The organism is Vibrio sp. 1562, from assembly GCF_033340155.1.
Lineage (GTDB): Bacteria > Pseudomonadota > Gammaproteobacteria > Enterobacterales > Vibrionaceae > Vibrio > Vibrio alginolyticus.
Window position 1 is genome coordinate 328,287 of the sequence record NZ_JAWOVY010000001.1, and the last position, 24,215, is coordinate 352,501.

The following is a 24,215-nucleotide window of genomic DNA, read 5'->3' on the forward strand; positions in this document are numbered from 1 at the left end:
TGGATATCCTTAATTGTTGTTATTTTCCTAGAAGGAGTAAGTCACTGTCACGATGTAAGACGCTTTCTCTTGGTCCAACAAATCGATGTTGCCCAAGGTGCCTCGCTCTGCATCTTGATAGAAACCCGTTGATGATGCCGCGAGTAGCAATGACCAGCTTTCATCAAACTCGTATGTGCCGTACAACGCCCCCTCATACTGCCAACTGCTTCTGCGCGTACCTTGATAACTGATGCTGTTACCACCTAACGCCGTAATCCCCACTGCGAACGATTCCCACGACTTTTCCGCAACAGCAAACAACGAGTAAGTCCACTCAGTCAGCGAGCGTCCACCCATGGTTTTGTATTCGTGGAAATTTTTTCTCAGTCTTGGCGAAACCGAAAAATCGACGCTCCAAGCTGAAAAAGAGATCGGCACATCTAAACGAACCGCGGTGTGCAGTTCATCTTTACGAGATGTTTCTGAAGTTGGAATGGTGAGCTGACCCGCAACGCCGATTTTCCCTGTATCTCCAAAGCGATATAGGTTCGTGTATTGCAAGCCCAACACCGAATCTGTCGCGTAGGTGCCGACTTCATCTTCTAGGGCACGATAGCCCCCCGTAGAAAAATAGGCTTTTGTGTCGCTCGAAAAGGAATAAACGAGATCGCCTCCCCACGAGAAATTGCGGACAGAACGGTAGTCGTCTTTATCGTAAATGTTTGTATCGTAAGATAGGTAAACGGCCCCACTAAACTTACAAACAATACAGGACGTATCTCCTTCATTTTGTGTAGATTCAGGCGTGCTAGTGCTATCAATTACACTCGTTTCCACCGCGAATGATGGCGCTGAAAACAGCGTACCCAACAACATTGCAAGCGGCGTCATCATCCACTTTGTTGTGTGCTGCATGTTTTGAAACTTCCATGAGAATTAAGTTTATTAGAATAAACTTAAAGACAAACAGATTATTGGGATGAAATTCCATAAAAATTCAGATAATCAACCCCAATAAACCTATCAACCATAAAATTACTCTTATGGTTAAATCCTTATTTAACTTTTTAATACTATTTATCTGAGTATTGTCGCGTTCTAATTTGCTTAAAAACGTACTTTAAAATGACTTTTTATAAATAAAGCCACACACCACAACATTAAAGAAACAGCAAAGCAACGTCATTAAAACAAAAGTTAAAAGGCAATTATTATCAACAACTTAAAATCAACAAAAACAGTTAAAATGAATGAGTCAAAATGTATAAGTTAAAATACAATAAAAATATAAGAACATCATTCCGTTTAATTTTAGTCGTTATTGTATTGAGAAAGTTTAATTTTCAATTTCTAAAATTGGTGGGATACACATAAGAGAAATCATCAAAACCATCCGTTGTTAATAATGAATTTCGCATTTAAAACAAAAGATAGAAACAAGATCAAATTCATGTTTTCTAATATATCGATTCAACCTTTCACAAGTTTGAATAGAAAATCAAACCTTCAGTCAATCTAAAAACAACAAAGCATTCACCAAGTGAATATTCAAAAGATAAGTCAAAACTAAATAGCACATACGGTCAGCATATTTGTGAATTACTATTCATTAATTATTTTTTCATAAATTAAACATTAATGTGACTAATTTCACACAATTGCACTGCGTACAACATAAAGTAAACGAAATTTAAGTGTTTACTGACTCAAAACGTGTCGATAGAACAGAGGTTAAACATCGAGCTGAAACACGTATTTCCCACCAAAATTTATTATACATAGCAGTGAGTTACCTGCATCCAAGCGGTTAAAATGCGTACTGATGTGACTCACTTTTGAGAGAGGAACATAAGAAGAGCAAAAGCACTAAAAGAGGATAATGCGATTTGAATAACCAGTGCTTCAAACCGCACTTATGAACTTATGCAGAGAAAGAAAGACTATCAGTTACTGTTGAATGGTTTTATGACCACAGTTTTCGCAGATCAAGTGACGTTCAAATTCATCCATAGAAGCAAGGAAGGCGCCGAACACTACACTTTTAAGAAAGCCAGCGATGAACTCTTTCTTGTTGCGATTTTTATCGCCTTCATAGCCACTTTTCTTTCTAACTAACACCACGACATGATGCGTTTCTACCCCACATGTAGGGCACATGAGGACTTCTGTCTTGTTCGACATCTTAGACTCCTTGACGAATTATCCCTTTCTGATGGCATGATTCTCTTACGCCCGTAAAGCGAGTCATCATGCCATCACTATCGATTCTTACTCTTCTTCGTTGAGACGACGAATCAACTTCGCTGGTGTGCCTCCGTATAGACAATCTGGCGGCACATCATGGTTAACGACTGAATTCGCCGCAATTACTGAGCGAGCACCTATCGTCACACCTTGGTTAATGACCGAATTTCCGCCAATCCACACATCATCTTCAATCGTGATGGGTTTACAAAACGTTTCCCAACGTCGGCGACTTCGGTAATCAACAGAATGAGAAGCGGTATAAAATTGCACGCTCGGTCCAATGAGCACGTGGTTCCCGATGGTAATTTTGGCACCATCGAGCATGACCACGTTCATGTTGATAAAGGTTTCTTCACCTATTTCGATGGTCTTACCAAATTCACAATGAAAAGGGACCTGGACAATACAACGGCCTACCTTGCCAAATAGCTGCTTTTGCAATTCGTCGCGCTGACTTTCGTCGGTGTTATTATTGAGTGCTCTAAGTGCTTGAAGAGCATGGCTTCTAATGGCGTCAATTTCTTTGTCCATGCCATCAAAGACCTGGCCAGACATCATTTTTTCTAGTTCTGTCACTGGAAGACTCCTACAACCTGCAATTACTGCTTTCAGACTCCTCACAAGGTACGTGACTGCGAAATAAAAAAAGAGAAAAGCCCGGACTTTTCTCTTTCCTGTTTTTATATTTTGTGGAGTCTGTCAACTTACACAATTTCCCAACTGTGGGTCATCTCAACACCTTCGCCTAGCATTAAGCAAACCGAGCAGTATTTTTCTAGCGAGTCAGCCGCCACTTTTGCTACGACTTCTGGGTCAAGCTCGTCACCTGACACTTGAAAGTGGATATTCACTTGCGTAAAGATACGCGGTGCGGTTTCACGACGCTCTGTGGTTAGCTTGGCATTAACTGACGAAACCTTTTGGCCTGCTGTTTTCAAACCATCAACAACATCGACTGAGCTACAGCCACCAGCAGCCATTAGTACCATTTCCATTGGGCTTGGTGCGGTTGCACCACCATTGCCATCCATCACTACGGAGTGGCCCGACTGAGATTGCCCAAGGAATTTAAAATCTTCTATCCATTTAACTTCAGCTTGCATGATTTACCTCATTTAGCATCGCTTATTCAAGGCATCGTTGCCCTTACTAGCGGTGTGTTTCTTGTCGATACTTTAGCTCTATCGCATAAAAGGGCAACGGAATTTTCAACATTACTGTAATTTTTTCGCTCGGTTACCTTTCTCTATACGTAACACTTTTTATTTAAGTAACACTTTCTACAAAAATAACGATGAGGTAGCTATGAAGAATATGTCTAAGTTATTGGCCGGTTTCTCCTTCGCACTTCCAGTCTTGTTTCTACTATTGAGTAAAACAGGTACCGCCGATACGATGGATAAGCTGAAGGCTTCAGAGAATACAAGAATCGCAACGCTAGCTGGCGGTTGTTTCTGGTGTACAGAATCGGATTTAGAGCAACTGCCCGGCGTAATCGATGTTGTATCAGGTTATTCAGGTGGTCATATTGAAAACCCGACTTACCGCCAAGTCTCTTCTGGTAAATCTGGTCATATTGAAGTGATTGAGGTGAAGTACGATCCTGCTGTCGTGAACTACGAACAAGTGCTGGACTACTTCTTCCGCCATATCGACCCGACTGACGACAAAGGCTCATTCGTCGACCGTGGTCCCCAATACCGCCCGGCGATCTTCTATCTTAATGCGGAGCAAAAGCAGATTGCTGAGCAGTTTATGATGGAAATCGACAAGGCGATGATCTATCCAAAACCGTTGAAAACAGAACTGATCGAGTTTGAAAAGTTCTACCCTGCGGAATCGTACCATCAGGATTACTACAAGAAGAGTAGCCTGAAGTACAAATACTACCGCTACGCATCAGGTCGCGATAAATATCTCGACGAAGTATTTGGTGAAGATCGAAAAGAAAGCCCTAAAACACTTCGACAGTTGATTGAAGAAAAAAAGCTGCTTTCGAAAGTGAAAGCGTACAGTAAGCCTGCTCAGTCTGAAATCAAATCAAACTTAACAGAGCTACAGTATTACGTGACGCAAGAAGAAGGCACGGAGCGTCCGTTTGATAACGAATACTGGGACAACAAAGAAGCGGGAATTTATGTGGATATTGTGACCGGTGAACCGCTATTTTCTTCTACTGATAAATACAAATCTGGCACAGGTTGGCCAAGCTTTACTCGACCAATTAACCCGGCTTACATCGTGGAGAAAACCGATTATAAACTGCTCTACCCTAGAACGGAGATCCGCAGTAAGTTTGGTGATTCACACCTAGGTCATGTGTTTAAAGATGGTCCGAAGCCGACGGGATTACGCTATTGTATGAACTCTGCTGCGATGAAATTTGTACCTGTGAACAAGATGGCGAGTTTAGGCTACGGCGATTACCTGTACCTATTTGATAAGTAGTTTTAACCAAATTAGGAGTGAACATTCAGCGCGATGAAAGGTTTTAAATCCAACCTTCCCATGAAAGTCTGTCCGGTCTGTCAGCGCCCATTTTCTTGGAGAAAGAAGTGGGCGCGAAATTGGGAGGAAATCGTTTATTGTTCTGAGCGTTGCCGAAGAAATAAATCAACGAAAACGTAGGTCACTCCGACCCTCTCTGGAGTATGTTATTTCATTTGTATTAACGTTTGTACGCGTTCTCTTACCAAGGTAATAACGTCCCATCATAAGCCCAAAACGCCCCGCTATCTTGCGGGGTTGCTTTTTCTATCAAGCCTAATAAATCCTTAGCAACTCGCTCTGGCGTAAACAACTTTCCCTCTGGGACATTGGTTTGAAAAGGTGCCGACAAAGCGGTATCTGTGGTGCCAGGGTGAAGTGAAAGCACCGTGCCATGTTTGACCACTCTTTGCCATTCGATCGACATGGTTTTTAGGAACATGTTTAATGCGGCTTTCGATGCTCGATAGCTGTACCAACCACCTAACTGATTATCGCTAATGCTGCCAACTTTGGCCGAAATGGTCGCAAACTTGGGTGCAGTACTGCGCTTTAGCTTGGGCGTGAAGTATTTCGCCAACAGCAAACTTGGCAAAGTATTAACCGTGATGGTTTGCTGAAAGAAGTCTGCGTCGAGCGAATTAAGATTCTTTTCAGGGCCTTTCTCTTGGGTGTGCAACATACCAACACAGTTCACCAACCAATCGACGTGTTCAATCTGCTCACTGAACGCTTTTATCTGCTCGTCTTGCGATACATCCACTTGATGCCAAACGACATTTGGGTGTTGCCAATCTGGTTGCTGCTTACGATAAGTGGCATGCACGCGCGCTTGAGGGAACCGAGCTGCGGCTTCTCTCACCACTGCCAAACCAATTCCACCATTGCCACCGACGATGAGTATTTCCATCACAAGTTCTCCACGTTTTCTATGTAGTGCTCTGCGGTATCAAGAATCGCTTGGCGTTGCTGTTCTTCCATGTTGTCCCAAGAGCGGAAAATCATCCCGATTCGTGGATTGGCTGCGAGGCGCTTGTCGTGCTTGTTCATAAAGCGCCAATAAAGGCTGTTAAACGGACACGAGCCTTCTCCGCTCCTCGCCTTATTGTCGTAATGGCAACCTTTACAGTAGTCGCTCATTTTGTTGATGTAAGAACCACTCGCCGCGTAAGGTTTGGTGCCAACAATGCCGCCATCCGCAAACAATGCCATGCCACGTGTGTTCGGCATTTCGACCCATTCAATCGCATCAACATAGATACCGAGATACCACTCATCCACTTGATCTGGGTCGATCTCGGTTAGCAAGCAAAAGTTACCAGTGACCATCAAACGTTGGATGTGGTGTGCGTAGGCATAATCGAGGGACTGCTCAATCGCATTGCGCATACAGGCCATTTTGGTTTCGCCACTCCAAAAGAAGTTTGGCAGCTTTCTTTCTGCGCCCAGCTCGTTCTTTTTCGGGTAATGAGGCATGTTCGCCCAATAGACGCCTCGAATGTACTCTCGCCATCCTAATATTTGGCGAATAAACCCTTCAACTTGAGAAATGTCGATGTCCGCGTTGGAATGAAATGCCTTGAGTGAAGCATCAATGACTTCTCTCGGGTGCAGCAATTTGCTGTTAAGCGAGAATGAAATTCGGCTGTGATACAAGCTCCACTTAGCATCATGCTGGCCTGTCATGGCGTCTTGAAAACGGCCGAACAACGGCAGACAGACTTGGCAGAAATGCGCGAGTAAAGAGAGGCTTTGCGCGCGATTGATCGGCCACAACAAGTCTCCTTCGAGATTTCCGATAGTTTTGATGTCATGTTTTGCCAATCGCTCAATAATGTCGCTTACGTCGGCACTGAACATCAAAGGTTGTGGAAGTTGTTCAATGTCTTTGGCTTTGAGCTTGTTACGATTATTGGCATCGTAATTCCATTTTCCGCCGACGGGCTTTCCGTCTTGCATCAAGATGTCGAAGCGCTTGCGCATACGGCGGTAAAAGTGCTCCATCATGATGTGTTTGCCTTGAGGAAACTGCGATTCTATTTCCTCAAACGGCAACAAAAAATGTTCCGAGTCGACACAACGCGTCACGACCCCATCAAGCTTTAGTTTGGCTAACTGCTCCAGCAGACGGTATTCATCCGGGCGTTGATATTCAAACTTACTTGCACCAACTTCACTCGCGTAGTGTTGCAAGACTTGCTCAAGATCGTCGAAGGATTGTGTGTCATCCAATGTGAGGTACAGAACTTGGTGACCTTCACTCTGACGCTCTTTCGCAAACTGTTCCATTGCAGAAAAGAACGCACACACTTTCTGAATATGGTGCGTGACGTATGTATTCTCTTGCTTGAGCTCCGCAATCAGGTAAAGCACTTGCTCATCCGGTTGCTGAAACCAAGAGTGCTCACTGTTAAGTTGATCGCCCAAGATCAATCGTACGGTTTCAAATTGCATTACGGTTTCTCCGATGACGAAGCTTTGTCACTGCTGCCCATCACAATCGGCCAATCGACCATGTCTACACTATCCAAATGCGCGCCAGGACAACGACCTTGCCACCTATCGATGAACTCCATGTGCGGATCGTACATTTCGGTTTGCTTTTCGAGGTTGAATTGTCGTGAACCACGCGGATCAGCACCAACGCCCGCTAGGTATTGCCAATTTCCCCAGTTTGATGCCACATCGTAATCAACCAGTTGTGACTCAAAGTACGCCGCGCCATAACGCCAATCGAGGCCAAGTTCATGCACCAAACAACTGGCGACTAACTGTCTGCCACGATTCGACATATAACCGGTTTCATTAAGTTGGTGCATACACGCATTGACGATAGGAAATGGCGTTTCACCTTTCTTCCATTGTTGAAAACGGTGCGCGTAAAAGCTGGTGAGTGGTGCTTGATTTTGGATGCCACCGAATCGGAAGAGCTGTCGCTTGTGTCGACGGGCATACCAATAAAAGTATTCACGCCAAAGCAGCTCGAAGTAAATCCAGTAGGTTGAATCATTTGCACCATTCTCCGCTTCATAACGTTTCAACATGGCATAAATAGTTTTCGGAGAAACGCACCCATGAGCTAGCCAAGGAGAGAACTTGGTGGAGTAATCCATGCCATCTAAACCATTGCGTGTTTGTTTGTATTCACTGGCTAGTGTGGAAGCAAAATACTGGCGACAATGTTCAAGCCCGCGGCTTTCTCCACCATGAAACGCAGCTTTTGTGTCAAAGTAATATGCAGTAACGGAAGGAAGATTCACACCTAAAGGAATTGGAGGTAACGAACGGATACTCTCGTGGGGCCGAGAGATGTCTAAACCTTCAACTTGCTTTCTAAACTGCGTGAAAGTCGTAGGCAGATTGCTCAAGTCAAATGGCAGTTGTTCTTCCCTTAACAGGGTCCGGATTGCTTGCTGTTTTATTTTTACATGAGACGCGCCTTCAACTGCGCGATCTAACGCTTGTTGCTCATCCGAACCGGGAAAGGCGTCAGCATATATATGTGTGACGTCGAAGCGATTAACAGCATACTTGATTGCTTGATCGGGCGTCAGTTCAACCGCCCATAATCGCTGACCAAGGTGATTCAAAGATTGATTGAGTTCACTAAGCGATAAGTCGAGAAACTGCAATTTCGCACGCCCGAAAGAGGCTTCCTGCGCAAAGTGATGCAAGTAAGGCGTCATTGAAGGGTAGCAATACAAGCAAATTAACTCGTCCATTTCTACACTGGCGCTTTTCAACAGTGGGTTGTCGTGCAATCGCAAGTCGTTCGTGAACCAATAAAGTCCTATTTTCTTTTTCAATTCGCACCCTCAGATGTTAATTCTTCGTCTACGAGTTCTTTTCACGGAGACCCTGACGTTAAGCCTTTTGATTTACTTGCTTTTATACGAAAACGAGAGTTTGACGATCATTAGGTTACTAACGTTTACACGGAATCCATTTGCTGGATATCTCAAAACACGCAATACCACCAAATGCCTGTACATGTTTCATACTGATATTTTATAAAATTCGAATCCAACGGTATTGATCACGATCTTAATCACTCATTTTCTATATAAACCATGCAAAAGTGATAAAAATTAAAGCGACATTAGTTAATATCCGTTAATCTAAGCCCAATCCCATTTTGCTAGTACCATCGCAGAAATGACCGACGAGTTTAAGAAATCAACCGCTAATTTAAAAAAAGCGGTCCCACTGATGATCAAAAACCATGTTGCTGCCACGCCAGCCAACTACGCGCTTTGGTATACCTACGTTGACAAGACCATTCCAGAACTCAACTTTGAGTTAGACACGGTGTTAGAAAACTACGGTATTTGCCCGCCAGCAACCAATAAGCAGCTTTACAACAACTATGTGGCCAGCAAAGCAGAAACCAGCCTTGAAGATCTTAGAACCAATGTAGAAGTTCTGCTACATGAAGTATCCAGTTCAATGAGCGATACGATTTCAGATACTTCCTCCTTTTCTGAGATGGTAGACAAAAGCTTTAATAAACTGGAAAAAGTTGAGGACAATAGCCTAAGCATTGAAGAAGTGATGGTGGTGATTCGTCAACTTGTCGCAGAGTCACACGAAATTCGTCACTCAACAAAGTTTTTGAATAGCCAATTGACTAACGCGAGTGAAGAAATTTCTCGCCTCAAAAACCAATTGGCTGAAGTACAGCAAGATGCGTTGTTCGATGGTTTGTCAAACCTATACAACCGCCGAGCATTTGACAAAGATCTCTCTTCACTTATTGCATCAAATCAGGCAATGACCTTGATCATGCTTGATATCGATCATTTCAAATCATTTAACGACAATTACGGGCACCTTTTTGGCGATACAGTATTAAAAGCCATTGCCCGCCGACTACAACAAAGCTGCCGAGATGGGATATGTGCGTACCGTTTTGGTGGTGAAGAATTCGCGTTAATTGTACCTAACAAATCTCTGCGAATTGCTCGCCAATATGCAGACACACTACGCCGCATGATAGAAAAGCTGCGTATCAGAGATAAGCGCTCAGGCACACAAGTTCACAGCATTACCGCTTCTTTTGGGGTAGCAGAATTTGAGCCGGGTGATACGCCTGAAGCCTTAATCAATAAAGCCGATAAACAGCTTTATGAAGCAAAACAACTCGGTCGTAACCGCGTGATGCCAATTTAAATAAACTGGCTAAGCGAAAACGACTTTTATGATGAAAAAGAAAACCCCGCGCTGTAAAGTGCGGGGTTTTTGTATCCAATCATGAGTATCTTAATCGACGCTGTAACAGTAACTTAGAATGTAGTCGTCACCATTTTTTGCGGTATATTCTTTATCTTCACTGCATGCCATCGGCTTACCTTTTTTGTCGCCTTTGATTAGACTTATCCAATGGCGCATCGCGGTTGGTGCATTGCCAGTTAGTTCAGGATGAAACGTCGTGCGAGTTTCCAATTGAATATCATCAATGTCCACTAATTCCACGCAACCAGTGCCTTTATGACAGCCAAACAGCACTTCTACATGATTGCCCGAATCATCTTTGAACAAAATAGACTTTGGATCTTCCTTTTCACCAGTGTACGCCACGAAGTGTTTTGGGCTTTTCAGGCCGCTGTGTGTACCGTCTTTGAAATAAGCCAAAACATGGCGGTAATCAATCACGTAACTTGATACATCTTGGTGCGACCCGTTCTCCAATGGAAACATGCGGTCTAGTAGTTGCTTCGCTTTTACTTGTTTCTCACTCTGCTGCTCAGCACTTACCGCTTCGACGGCAAATACGGCTTCAGCGATAAATGGGCGTTGTTGTTGTTGCATCTCTTTTTTATCGAAGTTCAGCATATTCATCGTCATATCCTCGCACTTAAAAACTCGTCCTAGAGTAAAAACTTAAATCCTTTATTTAAGTTTCAGGCAATTCTGTGAAGTGGATGGTTAATTTCCTTGCCTGCTCATTATGTAGACTAGCGAAATATTGACTACAATTTCACAACAAAAATTTTACAATGTGAATTTTACAAAATGTCTGTGTCAAAAAGCCTTATTCGTCAGTCTCATTTTCTTGGTACGAAAATTCGTAACCTAAGAAAAAACAACCATTTAACGATGGAAGATTTGTCTGCCCGTTGTGTAAGAATTAATCCAGAGTACGCTCCGTCGGTTTCTTACCTTTCAATGATTGAGCGCGGAAAACGCGTACCGAGTATCGATATGCTCGAAGTGATCGCGGAAGTTTTTCAAAAAGATCCTGCTTGGTTTTTAGATGATGAACCCGAATTAGAAGCCATCACACCCAACAAAGGAAATCGTGGCGGGATTAGTGGCATGGCGTTGGAGCCGAGCTTTCTGTTCTCCAATGATATTCTTCAAATCGCGATACCAGAAATGCTCTCCCAAACAGGTATCACGGGGCGTCAGTTTGCTCATCTCTTGATTCGAGCACACCAAGAAAACCATCAAAACCATTTTCCTGATTTAGAGCGCGCCGCCGAAGAGGTCGGCTTGAAGCGGCTGAATCTATCTGTAGAAGATCTCGTAGACATTGCAAAGAGTATGGGATTGGATATCCGCTGGGTAGATCGAGCGCCACAAGATGTGATTGATGAACTGGGCGTCAGCGCCAAACAGTTGATTACGTCTTTCATGGAGCCACCTGGGACTATTTATCTCAATAAACGAATGCGTGACTATCCAACCCGATTGAAGTATGACTTGGCGGTATATATCGGCCATCGAGTACTCCATAGCAGCGATGCAATGAATAACGTTTTATCTATCGGGCATCAAAACAATTGGGAGCAAATGGACAGCCCTGTGTCGAACTCTGAACTCAATTCGCAAGATATCCTGCAAGCTTGGCGTGATTTTGAGTCCAGCTTCTTTGCCGGTGCCCTACTCTGCCCCAAAGTACCCTTTCGTCAGCTGCTTGACCGTTCTGGTTACGAGATTGATGTTCACAAAAAGGCGGGAGTTTCTCCTTCTGTTGCAATGCGTCGCATGACGGTGGTCTCGCCTTACCCTCATTGGCACTATTTTGATGCCTATGGCCCCGGCAAGTTAAAAGCAGTGTATCGAGGAAATGGTATTCCATTGCCTTGGGGCAACATGCGCAAAGTAAACGACCCTTGCCAGCACTGGGCGGTATTCCGACGCCTTTCCCAGCCTTTGGATACCAGTTCAGCGCAAATTTCGATTTTAAATGTTGGCGACGAGCCACGTATCTACTGCTGCGAATCGGTCAACGTATTTGACCCTGCGGGAAATAATCGCGTGCTATGTGCCGGTATTGATCTTAACCCTGCTATTTCTGCACAAGGTGGCGATGCCGTTTCCATAGCGGAAGAACTTAAGTCCCTTTGTGTCGCTTCCGGCGGAAGTAGTGTTATTCCTCCCCACATCAAAAAAGACTTAACGACTATCGCTAAGATATTAAACATCAACTGGATAGAGCGCGGGATTCAAACCCAAGCAAGGTTGATCTGCTCCAGAGGGGCGGTTTGTCCAAGACAACCTAGTTGTTACAGCAAGTGCGGAGAAGCTGATGAGACGGGCAGCGACGTGAATATCATCGGTCTTTAGAAAGAAAAAACGCCAATCACAATATACGTGATTGGCGGTATATACTTGTGAACAATTTGTATTCACTAACAACGTCAGTTGGCTAGGTGACCCTCGGCTTAATAAGGGTCACTCTAAGTAATGCACGATGCGTGCCAACTTTAAAAAAGCCGTTTTTTAGTAGATCCAGATGCATATCGTTGCTTTATTAACCATTAATTTCGCAAACTGCATTTGCAAAATGCAACATTATGCAAATATGCCACTGAATGCACTGCTAATAACGACTCTCTCAGCAAAGTGTCTGTGAACATATGAAGTCACATATTCTTGCACCTCAATGATGATGAGATTTCGGGCTCCCAACTTTACCATTCTTCTAACCCCTTATTGAAACTGGGTTCAGGCTCATCCGCCATGCTTTTGTTGATACATTCTCTCATCGGCTATTTTCATCATTTGCTCAGGAGATGACATTTTCGGGTCAAATATCGCGTACCCAATACTGGCTTTCAAATAGATAAGCGTTTCATCGTAAATGACGGGCGTCGAGCATAGCGCTAATCGAAGTTTTTGTAGAAGGGACTGAACATTTTCTTCCGTTCCTGGGTGATGAACTACAACTAAGAACTCATCACCGCCCATTCTGGCCACGATGTCTGATTTACGCAGAGAGCTTTTTACCCTTTCAGCCGTAGCGATTAAAACTTTGTCACCTGCGTCGTGACCATAGGTATCGTTAATGTGTTTAAACCTATCTAGGTCAATATTAATTAAGGCGAAGCTATAACGCTTTTTATAACGTTTCGCTATTTCAAACTGCTGCTTGTAAAACTTCATAAAATAGCGACGGTTTGGTAAATTCGTGAGTTCATCGTGTAAAGCTCTGTCATCTGCAATGGTATACAGTCGATAAATGGCGAACAGCGCGAGGCTAAGTGCGAATATAATGGGATAGCCGATTACTCTAGCTAAATGCAACTGATGCCAAGAGATTTGGCGATCAGCTTTGCCTCCAGAGAAAACCACCATACTCCACCCACCATAAGGAAAATGAACCATCTCTTTTGCATATACCATGCTATTTACACTTTGCGCGCCAAAGAAAGCATCACCAAATGAGCCACCGCTATCGTAACCACGGATCATTAAAGGGTAACGATACGAGAAATCAATTACGCCGGTTTCTCTCATCAGAGCATCGAAATCAATCACCGCACTGATCACTCCCCAGTAGTCCTGATTCATTGGAGGATCAAGAAAAACAGGCACACGCACGATCAAACCTCGGCCACCTTGAATCAAAGTCACTGGCCCTGCGATGAAAATTTCTTGTACATCCTTGGCTTTTTGCACCTGTACCCACTGCTGTGGCACTGCGCGGTAATCAAGGCCGATTAGGCGCTCATTACCTTGGCGTGGAAATACATGACTAATTACATCATTTTTCGCGATACCGATGATTGTAATATGTTTACTTTTATTTAGGATTCGGTGAGCGGCGATACTCAATTCTTCTTCTTGATTTTTAGGAAGTAACGTAATGAGTGTCGCTAAAGTACTGGCTTTGTAGATATCCGCCATAAGTACCGCTTCCAAATTGGAACGGAGAATGGAAAGTTGTTCTTTGGCCTCAACTTGAACTCGCTCTTTGTGAAGCTCTTGCTGGTTTCGATTTAACAGCTCAATAACCCCAATACACAAAGCGAAAAAGGTGAGGAAGAACAATGCAAAATAGCATCGCTTTCTGGGTAAATAACGCATTTTCTCCCCACAACTCGTATACAACTACGAGATTTTTTATTTATTGTTAAAATTCTTATTATCACAAGAATAACCAATCATAATCAGAAAGGTAACAGTGATTGACAACTTTTATGTTTTAGGTGTGAGATGATGCATCAACAAGGCGATTTATTTGGCGGCGATCTATGGCAAGAAGTAGAAAGAGGAAAACTTTATTATGATCCTCATTTTCTTAGCAATCTTGAGGCGGATAATTACTTTGACCAACTTCGAAAGACACTGCCATGGCACCAAGAACACATTACTATGTTCGGCAAGTCAGTACTTCAACCTCGCTTACAAGCGTGGCACGGTGATGCAGCATATACTTACTCAGGCTTAACCATGCAGCCTCACCCTTGGACTCCTGAGTTAACTCAGCTCAAAGTGCGTTGTGAATCAGTTGCTGATGTCACTTTTAATTCTGTTCTCGCTAACTTATATCGACACGGCCAAGACTCAATGGGCTGGCACCAAGATAATGAACCAGAGTTAGGTAGAAACCCTGTTATCGCATCTTTGAACTTAGGTGAAACACGTCGATTTTTGCTTAGAAATTTACATTGTAAAACTGAGATTGAATACGAGCTTTCTCACGGCTCCTTACTGATTATGGCTGGCGAGCTACAGCATCACTGGAAGCACTGCGTACCAAAAACCGCGAAAACCAAAGATGAACGTATCAACCTGACTTTTAGGCAAATTTTTAACTATTGACTCTGCTTTTACATTCTCAATTAATATTGATGGTAGGTTTAGGTTCAGGACTTCATAGGGAATGGATTTATGCGTATTAAACCTCTTAGCTTAGCGGTCTTACTCTCTTGCTCACTTACCTTTGCAGCTCAGGCATCACAGGAAGAGGTACCGCTTCTCGATAATACTCAATCAGCGCAGTTGATTCGTAGTACCTACGAACAGGAACTGTTCACTTTCCCGGCGTTTAAAGAGGGCCATTTTGGCTTACGCATGTACCGCCAAACATTAGATGAGAAATATCACGCTGCCATTTGGACCGACATGGCACAAGTAGCCAGCCGGTTAAACCAATTTGCTAATGAAGTTGTTGAACCAGAAGACATCATTCTCTATTCATCTCAAAGGCTGACCACGTATCAAGAGAAAGAAACCGAACGAGGGCAGCGACGCTATACCGTGACTAAACACCATCCTGAGTACCTTTATCTTGGTGTGGATTTGCTTGGCGCAATGGCAAGAGCAAACGAATACGGCCTAAAGCATAAACAAGACAAAACGCTGAGAAAAATTATTAGGCGCTACGATTTCTCGCGTTACGTTACGGACAAAGAGATGATAGAAGCATGGGCAGCTCAGCTTGCAAACCAAGTCTACTGGCTTCGTCAGTTAGGAGAGCAAGATGTGGTCGAGGAATTCACTCAAACCTTCCGTGACACCTACCCCGACGATAAAGATAAGATGCTTTCAGCTCAGCAGTATTGGAACAAACTCTATGGGATGACGCACATCATCTTTGCCGATTCACAGTATTATCAGGAGCGAGTAAGCGAGAAGAAACACCAATGGATTTATGATTACTTTCGCAACAACATCGACACTATCCTACTGCGCGCCAAAGAAGACGTGATTGCGGAAGTCGGCATTTCGTTTTTGTTAGCAGGCTTGGACCATGATCCGGTCGTAAAGAAAACCCGCCAAGCCATTCGTCACGCAATCAACGCAGAAAAAGGGATGATTCCGTCGGTCGACGGTAACTTTGATCTCAAGTACGGCGAACACCGTAACGTGCTAGCCATCATGCTGCTCGATTGGAAAGGGGTACATAAAGCGCCAACTTATCAAGAGCACCCAGAGGCTTTTAAATCGATACCTTACGGCTTAATGCCCAAGCCTTAGAAATAACAAAACCCGCCATTTAGGCGGGTTTTTAGTGTGTATCTTCAATCTAAATTAGAGAGAGATAAAAATGCCCGCTAAGCACGCACTCATCAGGTTAGCGAGTGTACCAGCAGCAACCGCTTTTAGGCCTAGACTTGCAACATCTTTGCGGCGCTCAGGTGCCATCACGCCGATAGAACCCAACTGAATCGCAATTGAGCCAATGTTCGCAAAACCACACAACGCAAAAGTGATAATAATTTGAGTATGCTCAGACAGTGTCGCTTTGTGCTGCACAAAATCGATAAACGCAACAAACTCATTCATCACCACTTTCTGACCAATGTATGAACCCGCAGCTAGGATTTCGTGGCTTGGCACACCAATCAACCATGCGAGAGGTGCAAACAAATAACCAAAAATCGCTTGTAGCGTTACGCCAGAGAAACCAAGTATCTCACCCAAGTTTTCTAGCCCCGTGTTCACCATCGCGATAACACTCACGAAAGCGATAAGCATGGTACCAACAGCAACAGCAACTTTCATACCGCCCATAGCACCGCTTGCTAGCGCATCAATTACGTTGCTTTCTTCTGATTTATCTAGCTCAATATTGTTGTAATCGCTTGGCGTTTGACGCTCAGGAACGATAATTTTTGCCATCATCAAACTACCTGGCGCTGCCATAAAGCTTGCCGCGATCAAGTATTTGAGGTCGACACCCAAACCAGCATAACCACCAAGCACACTGCCCGCCACTGAAGCCATACCACCAGCCATCACGGCAAACAGTTCAGAGCGAGTCATGTTAGAAAGAAATGGACGAATAAGAAGTGGTGACTCGCCTTGAGATAAGAAGATGTTCCCTGTTGCAACCAAAGACTCTGCTTTACTCGTACCCAAGAACTTCTGGATAGCGCCGCCAATAAATTGAATCACTTTTTGCATAATGCCCAAATAGTAAAGGGCGGAGATAAGAGCACTGAAGAAGATGATGATAGGAAGGACACGAATAGCGAAGATAAAGCCAGAAGAAGCGAGGTCACCAAAGAGGAATTTAATCCCTTCATCAGCAAAGCTGAGTAGCCCCGCGACCCCATTACTTAAACTCGCCAGCGCCGCTTGACCCAACGGGAAATAGAGCACCAAAGCAGCAAACCCCATTTGTAGCATCAAGGCGCGAGATACAGTTTTCCAATTAATGGAAGAACGACCCTCAGAAAGTAGGAAAGCACAACCTAGCAGTGCAACAATACCAAATAGACTAAATAGAACACTCATGAGCTGGACCTACTAAACGTTGAAAAAGAAAAAAGAGCCAAAGGAATTGGCAGAAGAAAGGGACAACGCAGCGAGTGATAACTCACTTTTAGATCCAGAATGTAGACAGAACGAATAGTTCGACATCTTATTTTTACCTTATACAAGCAATTGAACGTAGCTGGTCCGGTCCGTGGGGTCATTCACTGCTGGCGAGCATGTTGCTTGGCCTGCTCCATGTGACGGCTTGTATGGGTAAGGGTCCTGAACAACTAAACCCTAATTCCCGCTTAAACGGGACGCAAGTATAGCCAACAAAAAGAGATATTCATCACATTTATTTACGCAAACGTTCAAGCGTTCAAAATTTAGGCAAAAGTACTCTTTTGTCGTCATACTATTAATAAAAGTAAGGGCATAAGGATAGGCGTTGATGGTAAAAAACATAAAAGTGACCAATAAATATGCAATCAAACTCGAAAGAGCCAAAATTCGTCATTTTGCTCTCGCCAACAGGTGGATTTTGGTTATACAATTCGCGTTGCTTCTTTCGAGGCCTCTGAGTATTCAGAGCATCATGATGCCGAGATGGTGAAATTGGTAGACACGCTAGCATGAGGTGCTAGTGCCTTTGGTGTGAGGGTTCGAGTCCCTCTCTCGGCACCATTATCCTTCTTCCCTAATTTTGTTCGAGTGTAATGCAAAGTTCTAAGCAGGCAAGACAGTCTACAGATGCTAATCAACTTCTGAGTGAGCTTGCGGTTCACGCTTTATTACACCTGCACTTTAAAATTCACGCGTCCTCGCATGGCCTCTCCCTTAAAGAACGTAATGACTTACTTCAGAAATGGCTGAAACCAAAACTGAAGAGTAATCGCTATAAGCTGATTAAAAAGCCGTTAAAATCTTTGACTCAGCAGGCAAAAGGTGAGAACGGAAATCTGGAAGCATTACTCGAGCGCTGCGTCGGTGCAGACAAACCCTGCAACCCTCAACCCGATCTAGATAGCTACTTGCTGCTGATCAACGAGATTGAGAAGAAACTGGGGACTACCGTGTTATTATCTCGACCGGAAGACGTCGACTTATCTCACGACCAACACGGCTGTTTGCTGTGTGTGCTTTCTGAGAACTTAAATCAGCACTTCGATGATAATAACGCCCTAATCGCTCCTATTTCGATGCTGTTCCGCGGACCAATGAGTCAACGTTCACTTTTTCTTGGCAGCATTTACGCCAGTGGTACCTTCAATTATGAAGTGCAGTATCAAGACGACCAGTTCGTTCGCATCACATTAGAGTTGGCGTAAGTGTAACGCTAAGAAATAAACGAATCGAAAAAGGCCGCGAAACTCGCGGCCTTTTGCTTATCTAGATTTAAACTTGAGTTAATCGATCTCTTTAAATCGAGCAGTAAAGTGGCGCAGCACTGGTGGCTCGTACTCGAAAGTGAGCCCTTTTAACTCATGTGCACGATTTTTCAGTTCGATAATCGCATCCGCAATGTAATCCATATGATCGTTTGTGTAGACACGACGTGGAATGGTCAAACGCATCAACTCAAGCTCTGACACTTTTTGTTTACCCGTTTCCGGATCTCGACCAAGCAGCAACGATCCTATCTCTACTGCTCGAATACCCGCTTCCAAGTACAAAGCATTACACAATACCTGCGCAGGAAACTGATCCGCTGGAATATGTGGCAAAATCTTAGCGGCATCCACAAACACCGCATGACCACCCGTTGGGTATTGAATCGGAATACCGCCTTCACGTAAGCGCTCACCTAAGTATTGAACTTGGCTAATTCTATAGTGAAGAAAATCCTCATCCGCGGCTTCATACAAACCGCGAGCGAGCGCTTCCATATCACGCCCAGCCATGCCGCCGTATGTTACAAATCCTTCCATGGGTACGCAGCGCGTCTGCACCGCCTGGAACAACTCCTTATGATCACGAATACAACACATGCCACCAATGTTTACCATCGGGTCTTTCTTAGCTGACATGGTGAGCATATCACCGTACTGGTACATCTCACGGATGATTTCCAGAATCGATTTATTCTCGTAACCCGCTTCACGCTGCTTGATAAAGTAGGCGTTCTCACAGTAACGAGCCGAGTCAATCACCACTGGAATATCGTACTTGGTTGCAATCTCGTACACACTGCGCATGTTTTCCATCGACACAGGCTGACCACCGGAGCTATTACAAGTAATCGTGGTGATAATTGCACAAATGTTATGCGAACCGTGCGCTTCAATTGTTGCCACCAGCTTATCGATATCAAAATTGCCCTTCCAATCATAAGGCGTAGTGGTGTCGAATGCTTCTTCCGTTACCACGTTAATCGCTTTACCGCCATTGAGTTCAATGTGACCCGCTGTGGTATCAAAATGGTAGTTCGAGATAAATACTGGCGTTTCGCCACCACGCACCTGACGCATACGCTCAATCAAAGCTGGGAACAAAATTTGCTCGGCACCACGCCCTTGGTGTGCAGGCACGGTGAGCTTATAACCGAAGAAGTGCTCCACTGCATCACACAGGTTGTAGTAATTTCGACTCCCCGCATAGGATTCATCCCCCATCATGATGCCAGCCCACTGATTATCACTCATGGCACCAGTGCCAGAGTCAGTCAGCAAATCGATATAAACATCATCACTACGAAGAAGAAATGGATTATAGCCCGCTTCTTTTAACGCGACTTCACGGTCTGCCAAAGTCGTCATTTTGATTGGCTCAACCATTTTGATACGGAAAGGTTCTGGAATACGTTTCATTGTTAATTTCCTTATACGCATTGCCCTACGCAGTTTCACGTAAGACTAAAAAACAAATAGATAGAATGCTTTTCAATGCGATTGCATTGAGGAAATCAACGAGAAGAGATTTTACTAAGAAGAGACAAGCAGTAGTCTAGGTTATACCAGAACGACAGCACCAAACGGCTATCGAGAATATCCTTTATTCTCATCGTCTTCGTCCTCCTGATAAAAATAAAAAGTCAGAAACCCCATGTCTCTGACCTTTTCAATATAGTGCAGTTTTCAATCAATTTTCAGTGAGGTCACCCTCATTTTAAGAAGGTCTCGCCCTTTTCATTCTGCGTTTGATATTACTTTCTTTGACTAGGTAATCGAAAAGTGGCGCGAATAAGTTAGCAAATAGAATCGCTAACATGATGCCTTCTGGATAAGCCGGGTTCAGCACTCGGATAAAAATCGTCATCACGCCGATTAATACTCCGTATGCCCATTTCCCGTTATTGGTAAAAGCTGCCGAGACAGGGTCTGTCGCCATAAAGAAGGTACCAAACGCAACCCCACCAATCACGAAGTGCCAGTAGAACGGCATGGAGAACATGGGGTTAGAGTCTGAACCGATCGCATTCAATAGTAATGAAGCTCCGATTAAACCGACCAACACGCCCGCAACAATTCTCCACGATGCAATCTTCATAAAGATGAGAACCAAGCCTGTTAGTGCGATCAACAACGTAGAGACTTCACCCATCGAGCCTGGTAAATTACCAACAAAAGCATCTCCCCATGAAATTGTTTGTCCTGTCATATTATTTATCAAAGCACTTTGCCCGCCTTCATACCATTGACTAAGTGGAGTAGCGCCAGAGTAACCATCAGCCGCGACCCACACAGCACCACCGGACATGTTGGCAGGATAGGCAAAGTATAAGAACGCTCGCCCTGCTAAAGCTGGATTTAGGAAGTTTCGTCCAGTACCACCGAAAATCTCCTTCGCCACAACAATACCGAAAGTGATACCTAAAGCCGCTTGCCATAGTGGAATTGTCGGAGGAAGGATCAGCGCAAAGAGTATAGAGCTGACAAAAAAACCTTCATTCACCTCATGCTTTCGCACAATAGCAAACAGAACTTCCCAGAAACCACCAACGATAAACACCGTCGCATAAACCGGGAGAAAGTAAGTAGCACCAAGCCACATTTTACTTTCCCACCCCGCTTGTGAAACCGCATCTAACGAGCCCCATACCCAACTCAGTTGCCATGAAGAAACAAGCGCTTGCTGAGCTGAGGCTTGTTCCATTCCATACAACAAGGCATCACTCGCTTGCTGGCCTATGTTGTACATACCCCAGAACATGGCAGGGAAGACCGCCAGCCACACCATGATCATAATACGTTTTAAATCGATGCTATCTCGAACGTGAGTCATGCCCTGGTTTACCTTACCAGGCGTGTAAAAAATGGTTTCGACAGCTTCGAAAAGTGGGTAGAACTTGTGATACTTCCCACCTGGACCAAACTTAGGTGTCGCTTTCTCAAAGTAATGTTTAAGGCTCATAACACTCCTCCTTTATCTAAAAGATGGTACGCACATGTGTAAAAAGCGATCGTTTTTTAATCTCTTCGTCTTCCTTCTTCGTATTTCACCTTGTTCGCCACTCTTCTGTCTCCTCTTTAAATCCAGCGAACAGTTTATCCAACGAAAAAGGGACCGCTCATGGACACACTCGCCATTGACCTAGCTAGATTCCAATTTGCCTTTACTGTCTCTTTCCACATTATTTTTCCAGCTTTTACGATCGGTTTGGCAAGTTATCTCGCTGTATTAGAGGGCTTGTACTTAAAAACGGGCAACAAACAGTACATGCAAATCTATAAGTACTGGCTCAAAATCTTTGCCATCAGTTTTGGTATGGGTGTGGTGAGTGGCATCGTGTTGAGCTATCAATTCGGTACTAACTGGAGCGTGTTTGCCGACAAAACAGGCCCAATCCTAGGCCCGCTAATGGGTTATGAAGTTTTTACTGCGTTTTTCCTCGAAGCGGGGTTTTTAGGCGTGATGCTTTTCGGTATGGATAAGGTGGGTAAGAAGCTTCACTTCGCCGCGACTTGTATTGTTGCATTCGGGACGTTTTTGTCTGCGTTTTGGATACTTTCTGTTAATAGTTGGATGCAAACACCAGCGGGCTACAGTATCAACGAAGCCGGACAGTTTATCCCAGAAGACTGGTGGGCGATTGTCTTCAACCCTTCCTTCCCTTACCGGCTCGTTCATATGTTGCTCGCCGCTTACCTTACTACTGCTTTTGTTGTAGCCGGCGTTGCCGCTTATCACTTGCTAAAAGCAAACCATAACCCTCTAGCCAGAATTATGTTCTCGATGGCAATGTGGATGGCTGCCATCGTGACACCAATTCAAATCGTTGCTGGAGACATGCATGGTTTAAACACCCTTGAACATCAACCCGCCAAAGTCGCCGCGATGGAAGGGCACTATGAGTCTCACCAAGGCGCGCCATTGATCCTCTTCGGTATCCCTAACGATGAAGAAAAACGCATGGAATACGCACTGGAAATCCCCAAACTCGGTAGTTTGATTTTAACTCATGACCTCAACGGTGAAGTGAAGGGATTAGATGCTTTTCCAGAGGAGGAACACCCTCCTGTCTCTATCGTTTTCTGGTCTTTCCGAGTCATGGTCGCGCTTGGTTTTGGCATGCTTGTTATTGGTTTGTGGAGCCTTTGGCTAAGAAAGCGTCGCAAACTTTTTGATTCGAGGGCACTTCAACGTATTTGTGTGCTGTTTGCCCCAGCGGGGTTCATTGCAGTTTTAGCAGGCTGGATAACTACCGAAGTCGGTCGACAGCCTTACACCGTATACGGTCTTTTAACCACAGCCAATTCGGCATCGCCTATTGATGCCGCCGCGGTGAGCGTCTCCCTGACGGCGTTCATCGTGGTTTACTTTGTGGTTTTTGGAGCTGGCTTCTTCTATCTCCTACGTTTGATGCGTAAGTCTCCAACTCGATATGAAGAAGGTCTAGATAGCCGACTTCCTGATGGCACGAAAACCGATGCCATCACACATTCTAACCATCTAACCTAGGAGCTAACTCATGGATTACGCATTAATTTGGTACGCTTTGATTGGGCTCGCCGTTCTGATTTATGTCGTGTTAGATGGCTTTGATCTCGGTATTGGTATCCTATTCCTCAGCGCTAATGACGATGAAGAGCGCGACATGATGATGAACAGCATCGCTCCTGTTTGGGATGGGAATGAAACTTGGCTAGTTCTTGGCGGTGGTGGGCTTTTTGCCGTGTTCCCCCTCGCCTACGCGGTCATTATGCCAGCACTCTATGCTCCCCTGATTTTAATGCTGCTCGGGTTAATTCTGCGCGGGGTTTCTTTTGAGTATCGCTTCCGAACACAACGCGGAAAGTTTTTATGGGATAGCGCTTTTTTCATTGGTTCACTCACCGCGGCATTGATGCAAGGCATTATGCTCGGAACCCTGCTCCAAGGTATAGAGGTTAGTGAACGAGCATACGCAGGTGGATGGTTTGATTGGCTTTCACCATTTAGCGTATTTTGTGGCCTGGCGCTTATTTGTGCTTATATTCTGCTCGGTTCATGCTGGTTATTAATCAAGCTTCCAGAAGAGCTGATGGGGCGCTATTACGTGGTCGCGCGACGATGGGGACTAGCGATGGTAGCCTGTATATTCATCGCCAGTTTGTGGCTGCCATTGAGCCAAAATATCGTCTTTGAACGTTGGTTCTCATTACCAAACTCGCTACTGTTTTTCATTTTACCAATTATTGCTGCGGCACTTATTTGGCAGTTATTCAAAGCCTTACTCGACCACAAAGCCGTCCGAGCCTACGTTCTTGCGATCGGCCTGTTTCTTGTGTCCGCGATGGGTTTCGGTGTCAGTACATTCCCTTACTTGGTCCCATTCGCACTCACTTATCAAGACGTCGCCGCGCCAGATAAGAGTTTGGCATTTTTACTTGCCGGTGCGGTGGTATTACTTCCTCTGATCATAGCCTACACGGCTTATTCGTACTGGGTTTTCCGCGGCAAGATGAAACGTGGAGAAGGATATCACTGATGAAACTAAAACCCATTTTGTGGTTCATTGGCATTTGGCTGGCAAGCGTGGTCTCCTTGTTTATCATCAGTTCGTTGATACGAACTGCGATATTGTAGGCCCAGAGTCTACTGCACCACATCTGAAGCCATTGAGGTCTATACTCAAGCAAGAGTAAAAC

The 24,215-nt window shown here is 44.4% G+C and carries 21 protein-coding genes and 1 tRNA gene; 10 read left to right on the forward strand and 12 right to left on the reverse strand.

All coding sequences use genetic code 11. The features are described from left to right. Window positions 1-27: 27 nt before the first annotated feature. The 4 genes from R7Z49_RS01545 to R7Z49_RS01560 all read right to left on the reverse strand — a co-directional run bounded on the left by R7Z49_RS01545 (window position 28) and on the right by R7Z49_RS01560 (window position 3,332). On the reverse strand, window positions 28-897 hold the full coding sequence (locus tag R7Z49_RS01545) for a hypothetical protein (RefSeq protein WP_005384146.1): 870 nt from the start codon (window positions 895-897) through the stop codon (window positions 28-30). A 1,032-nt stretch (window positions 898-1,929) separates the two neighbouring features. Beyond that, entirely contained in the window at window positions 1,930-2,163 is a 234-nt protein-coding gene (locus tag R7Z49_RS01550; RefSeq protein WP_005497910.1) for a hypothetical protein, read from the reverse strand. An 87-nt stretch (window positions 2,164-2,250) separates the two neighbouring features. Beyond that, the gene (locus R7Z49_RS01555; protein WP_186585522.1) at window positions 2,251-2,805 is read right to left on the reverse strand and encodes a sugar O-acetyltransferase; all 555 of its coding nucleotides are present in this window, start codon (window positions 2,803-2,805) and stop codon (window positions 2,251-2,253) included. A 128-nt stretch (window positions 2,806-2,933) separates the two neighbouring features. Continuing rightward, window positions 2,934-3,332: an OsmC family protein gene (locus R7Z49_RS01560; protein ID WP_132936961.1), complete on the reverse strand. Its 399-nt coding sequence runs from the start codon at window positions 3,330-3,332 to the stop codon at window positions 2,934-2,936. A gap of 202 nt (window positions 3,333-3,534) precedes the next feature. Here R7Z49_RS01560 and msrB point away from each other — a divergent pair, with 202 nt between their 5' ends. Together msrB and R7Z49_RS01570 are read left to right on the forward strand one after the other, a co-directional pair. After that, window positions 3,535-4,677 carry a peptide-methionine (R)-S-oxide reductase MsrB gene (gene msrB / locus R7Z49_RS01565; protein WP_132936960.1) on the forward strand — a complete coding sequence of 381 codons (1,143 nt, stop codon included), beginning with the start codon at window positions 3,535-3,537 and terminating at the stop codon, window positions 4,675-4,677. 33 nt (window positions 4,678-4,710) lie between these two features. Continuing rightward, window positions 4,711-4,857 carry a DUF2256 domain-containing protein gene (locus R7Z49_RS01570; protein ID WP_005374142.1) on the forward strand — a complete coding sequence of 49 codons (147 nt, stop codon included), beginning with the start codon at window positions 4,711-4,713 and terminating at the stop codon, window positions 4,855-4,857. 61 nt (window positions 4,858-4,918) lie between these two features. On the opposite strand, the gene R7Z49_RS01575 is transcribed toward R7Z49_RS01570, so the two are convergent. The 3 genes from R7Z49_RS01575 to R7Z49_RS01585 are packed head-to-tail and all read right to left on the reverse strand — an operon-like array spanning window position 4,919 to window position 8,522. Further along, window positions 4,919-5,626, reverse strand: a complete 708-nt coding sequence (locus R7Z49_RS01575) for an SDR family oxidoreductase (protein WP_186585524.1) — start codon at window positions 5,624-5,626, stop codon at window positions 4,919-4,921. Beyond that, window positions 5,626-7,170, reverse strand: a complete 1,545-nt coding sequence (locus R7Z49_RS01580; RefSeq protein WP_186585525.1) for a cryptochrome/photolyase family protein — start codon at window positions 7,168-7,170, stop codon at window positions 5,626-5,628. Before R7Z49_RS01580 ends, R7Z49_RS01575 begins: the two co-directional genes overlap by 1 nt. Further along, the gene (locus tag R7Z49_RS01585; protein WP_085569242.1) at window positions 7,170-8,522 is read right to left on the reverse strand and encodes a DASH family cryptochrome; all 1,353 of its coding nucleotides are present in this window, start codon (window positions 8,520-8,522) and stop codon (window positions 7,170-7,172) included. The genes R7Z49_RS01580 and R7Z49_RS01585 overlap by 1 nt, the downstream gene beginning before the upstream one ends. Before the next feature lie 349 nt (window positions 8,523-8,871). On the opposite strand from R7Z49_RS01585, the gene R7Z49_RS01590 reads away from it, so the two are divergent. Continuing rightward, complete coding sequence (locus R7Z49_RS01590) at window positions 8,872-9,885, forward strand: GGDEF domain-containing protein (RefSeq protein ID WP_005374150.1); 1,014 nt, start codon at window positions 8,872-8,874, stop codon at window positions 9,883-9,885. A 90-nt stretch (window positions 9,886-9,975) separates the two neighbouring features. Here R7Z49_RS01590 and R7Z49_RS01595 read toward each other — a convergent pair whose 3' ends face one another. Then, window positions 9,976-10,554 (reverse strand): malate synthase, encoded by a 579-nt coding sequence (locus R7Z49_RS01595; RefSeq protein ID WP_005374156.1) that lies wholly within the window; start codon window positions 10,552-10,554, stop codon window positions 9,976-9,978. Between the two features lie 174 nt (window positions 10,555-10,728). On the opposite strand from R7Z49_RS01595, the gene R7Z49_RS01600 reads away from it, so the two are divergent. Further along, window positions 10,729-12,285, forward strand: coding sequence for a DUF3612 domain-containing protein (locus tag R7Z49_RS01600; protein ID WP_080773721.1), 1,557 nt, complete (start codon window positions 10,729-10,731; stop codon window positions 12,283-12,285). A 387-nt stretch (window positions 12,286-12,672) separates the two neighbouring features. Here the strand turns inward: R7Z49_RS01600 and R7Z49_RS01605 are convergent, their stop codons facing one another. Beyond that, complete coding sequence (locus tag R7Z49_RS01605; RefSeq protein WP_021035911.1) at window positions 12,673-14,028, reverse strand: diguanylate cyclase; 1,356 nt, start codon at window positions 14,026-14,028, stop codon at window positions 12,673-12,675. Between the two features lie 132 nt (window positions 14,029-14,160). Here R7Z49_RS01605 and R7Z49_RS01610 point away from each other — a divergent pair, with 132 nt between their 5' ends. Next, a complete protein-coding gene (locus R7Z49_RS01610; protein WP_158173507.1) occupies window positions 14,161-14,766 on the forward strand; it encodes an alpha-ketoglutarate-dependent dioxygenase AlkB family protein in 606 nt (201 codons plus the stop codon). Between the two features lie 69 nt (window positions 14,767-14,835). Next, on the forward strand, window positions 14,836-15,924 hold the full coding sequence (locus tag R7Z49_RS01615; protein WP_005384167.1) for a DUF3541 domain-containing protein: 1,089 nt from the start codon (window positions 14,836-14,838) through the stop codon (window positions 15,922-15,924). Window positions 15,925-15,978: 54 nt separating this feature from the next. Here R7Z49_RS01615 and R7Z49_RS01620 read toward each other — a convergent pair whose 3' ends face one another. After that, on the reverse strand, window positions 15,979-17,187 hold the full coding sequence (locus tag R7Z49_RS01620; RefSeq protein ID WP_017635515.1) for a NupC/NupG family nucleoside CNT transporter: 1,209 nt from the start codon (window positions 17,185-17,187) through the stop codon (window positions 15,979-15,981). 561 nt (window positions 17,188-17,748) lie between these two features. Here R7Z49_RS01620 and R7Z49_RS01625 point away from each other — a divergent pair. After that, window positions 17,749-17,832: transfer RNA gene (locus R7Z49_RS01625), tRNA-Leu, on the forward strand. A gap of 32 nt (window positions 17,833-17,864) precedes the next feature. Continuing rightward, a complete protein-coding gene (locus R7Z49_RS01630; protein WP_318111243.1) occupies window positions 17,865-18,476 on the forward strand; it encodes a DUF2913 family protein in 612 nt (203 codons plus the stop codon). A 78-nt stretch (window positions 18,477-18,554) separates the two neighbouring features. Here the strand turns inward: R7Z49_RS01630 and R7Z49_RS01635 are convergent, their stop codons facing one another. Then, window positions 18,555-19,955, reverse strand: a complete 1,401-nt coding sequence (locus R7Z49_RS01635) for a tryptophanase (RefSeq protein ID WP_053307136.1) — start codon at window positions 19,953-19,955, stop codon at window positions 18,555-18,557. Window positions 19,956-20,253: 298 nt separating this feature from the next. Then, a complete protein-coding gene (locus R7Z49_RS01640; RefSeq protein ID WP_186585526.1) occupies window positions 20,254-21,498 on the reverse strand; it encodes an NADH:ubiquinone reductase (Na(+)-transporting) subunit B in 1,245 nt (414 codons plus the stop codon). 159 nt (window positions 21,499-21,657) lie between these two features. Between R7Z49_RS01640 and R7Z49_RS01645 the strand changes: the two genes are divergently transcribed. Next, window positions 21,658-23,046, forward strand: a complete 1,389-nt coding sequence (locus tag R7Z49_RS01645; RefSeq protein WP_017635517.1) for a cytochrome ubiquinol oxidase subunit I — start codon at window positions 21,658-21,660, stop codon at window positions 23,044-23,046. A gap of 10 nt (window positions 23,047-23,056) precedes the next feature. Next, entirely contained in the window at window positions 23,057-24,055 is a 999-nt protein-coding gene (cydB, locus tag R7Z49_RS01650) for a cytochrome d ubiquinol oxidase subunit II (protein ID WP_318111245.1), read from the forward strand. Window positions 24,056-24,215 lie beyond the last annotated feature (160 nt).